The 2,910-nt window shown below is 65.2% G+C and carries 2 protein-coding genes; both read left to right on the top strand.

Annotation, left to right across the window (positions count from 1 at the left end):
* The first annotated feature begins 500 nt into the window (after positions 1-500).
* Positions 501-1,859, top strand: coding sequence for a helix-turn-helix transcriptional regulator (locus GA0115233_RS39790; protein ID WP_255310518.1), 1,359 nt, complete (start codon positions 501-503; stop codon positions 1,857-1,859).
* 95 nt (positions 1,860-1,954) lie between these two features.
* Entirely contained in the window at positions 1,955-2,362 is a 408-nt protein-coding gene (locus GA0115233_RS39785) for an acyl-CoA thioesterase (protein ID WP_093725650.1), read from the top strand.
* The last annotated feature ends 548 nt before the right edge of the window (positions 2,363-2,910 follow it).

Raw genomic sequence — 2,910 nt, 5'->3', positions numbered from 1 at the left:
CGTCAACGGTGATCTTTTGTCCGATTTACCTGGATAGGTGACCCGGATCGTATGTGGTCTGATGTGTGCCTACGCTCCCGTAAGTAGCTTGCGGTGTAAGGGGAATGGCGACGCTCGGCCGCTTTGGATGCGCATTACTGAATGAGGTCTAGACCGGAAGTGGCAGGGTCTGAGGAAAACCGGCAACCTTTTGCCGGTTTCTCGGGAGGGGGTGCTAAACGATCAACCGGAGTGTCCGATTCGCGGGCGAACGTGCCTCCGTGTCGGACGTAAGTTGTTCGTGATTGAACGAGCGTGTGCGAGGTGATTTGTGGCCCACCCCACATGCGGTCAAGATCGTTTAAATATTGCGTATTGTTCCAGCTGGGGGGCTTCGGGCGGGGGATCCGGTGCGCAAGGCCGGACCCTTTTCGTGCCGGGGAAGAGTGAAAGGCTTCTCAGAGGCGTAAGGCAGGTTTCTCGTGGTCTCATATGCGCACGACGCCAGCGGTAACGGCGGCGTGGACGAAGGCATTTCAGGAAGGAGCAGCGCATTCCAGCAGCTCGCTGGCCAGTACATGGGCTTCGGTGCCCTGCTGCTCCAGTGGCGCAAGACTGCACCCGGCCGTCCCACTCAGGATCGGACAGCCAAGGCCATGGGTATCTCCGTGCGCACCTACCGCAAGATCGAAAAGGGTGCGGTGCCGCCAAGGCTCACCCCGGAACAGTTCGAGTCGCTGGTCAGACTGTTCCGTCTGGACGAAGAAGGGCGCAACGCCCTCATGTACCACAACATCGGCGCATCGCTGAAGCCACCGCGCGGCTCCACCCAGCCGCAGCTTCAGAAGGCGATACGGCTGCTCATCGACCGGCAGATGCCGAGCCCCGCGTACCTGTGCGACCAGAACTGGAACATCCTCGGCTTCAACACGGCCATGGCCGAGTGGTGGCCGTGGGTCATGGAGCCGGGGGCGAACCTCATCCTGTGGGCTCTGACGTCGCCCGAAGCGCGCACTCAGTACCAGGACTGGGACATGCACGCCTCGGCCTACGTCAAGATGCTCAAGTTCGCCGAGCGCGCACGCGTCGACGACCCCGAGCTGCGTGAGCTGATCGAGAAGGTCACGAAGGACCCCGACGTCCGCCACGTCTGGGAGACCGAGACGGACATGGGTGAGACCCGCGACGGCCACGTGTTCCGCATGAACATCCCTGCGCTCGACTGGGAGACGATCGAGGTCGTCAGTCACGTCCTCTACCCGGCCTCCATGCCGCAGTGCCGGTTCGTGGTGATCACCTGGGTTGAAGGCGGCGAAGATGAGCGCGACGCGCTCGGAGACACCCGCAACGCCTGGGCCGCCACCACGGCGAATCAGGACGATGTCGAAGCTGCGCGGTGGCACGAGAAGAATCGCGTGGACGAGGACTCCGCCACCCGCTGGCGTCGCGAAGTGGCGGGCCTCGCGTCCCGCACGGTCGTCGCTACCCCGGAGGAAGCGGCAGAACTGGCCGGGAGGAACAGCGTTCCGATGCCGGCGATCAGCAAGACTATGGGGCCTGACGCCCAGCTGACGCTCTCGCCGGAGCAGCGCACGGTGGTCTGGGCAGTGGAAGAAGCGGTCGGCTGCTGGTCCGTCACGCACGTACGACCCGCCACCGTCATTGCCCGTGTACCGCGCAACGCCGTGCACGGAGAGTGCCGCGCCGAAGTGCTCCAGCTGGTGCGCGCCGCGCTGCCCACCGAAGCCGACGCGGCCACCGCCCGGATCGGACAGCTCCTCGAGGAGCGCGATACCGAGCAGCGAGTGCTGCGCGAGGTCCTAAACATGATCGAAAAGCGCGGCGATGAGCCCGCGGCCGGCAAGACCGGCCAGTTCTAAACCATCGGGTCCCGTCGGGGGGCTGTCGCCGACAGAGACGGCTCCCCGACGAGAGGCCGCCGCTACGCTCCCGTCATCTGCACAGGAAGACCCTCATGCCGAAGTTCACCTATCTGCTGCCGCTGCGCTGGGCCGACGCCGACAGCTACGGCCACGTCAACAACTCCCGCTACCTGACGTACCTCGAAGAAGCACGTACGAGGATGGTTCAGGAGCTGCTGCCGGCGGACGAGGCCGAGCGGCGGCGTCACGCCTTTGTGGTCCAGCAGTCCGTCATCGACTACAAGACGCCCCTGGACTACCGCGATGAGCCAGTACACGTGGATGTCTGGGTCGTCACCTGCCGTGGCGCGCGGCTCGAGTTGGGGTACGCCATCCGGGACGCCGAGAACACGTACGCCGAGGCGACGACCAAGATGGCCGCCTACAACCTGGAGACGGGTGCGCCGCGCCGCATCTCAGCGGCTGAGGTCGAATTCTTCACACGCTACACGGCAGCGTGATCGGCTGGTCGGGCCTCGCGTCTCGGCGGTCAGCTGTTCAGCAGATTTGCTGCTGAGAGGATGATGTCGAGCTGGTATCCGGCCGTGCGGGCGAGGGGGATCGGCGTGGCCGCAGCGGCGAGCCGACGGACGAGGTGCGAGTCGATCTCGTCCAGCGCCGGGTCGGCGCCGTCGGCCAGTTCAGCGTCGAGGGCGCGCAGCAGCAGCCGGCGCCGCGTATCGGACCAAGGTACGAGAGGTCCTGTCCGGCGCCCGCTCTGGATTGCTCCGGTGGGCGGTGGCCATCAGGGCGAGGATGGCGAGTCGGTCAATGATGGCGGGCAGGTACGGCCTCTCCGCGCGGTCCGGCAGGAGCGCGGCGACCGGCGCGAGCACGGCGGTCGTGTCCTCTAGGGCGCGTATCGAGTCGTGATCAGTTTGTGGATTCATCTTCGTGGGGGGCCTGGACCGGTAGACCTTCCTACGTAACACGACTGCAACTCACCGATGAGGTATGGGAGTTCACCCGGACCCGCACGTGTCGATCGGCGAGTACGGCTCGTACCCCT

The organism is Streptomyces sp. DI166, assembly GCF_900091315.1.
Taxonomy (GTDB): domain Bacteria; phylum Actinomycetota; class Actinomycetes; order Streptomycetales; family Streptomycetaceae; genus Streptomyces; species Streptomyces fuscus.
This window is presented reverse-complemented; position numbering and strand designations above follow the sequence as displayed.

Bases quoted from the DNA above. Each gene is read 5' to 3' on its own strand.
- GA0115233_RS39785 (WP_093725650.1), top strand. From the start codon at position 1,955: ATGCCGAAGTTCACCTATCTGCTGCCGCTGCGCTGGGCCGACGCCGAC.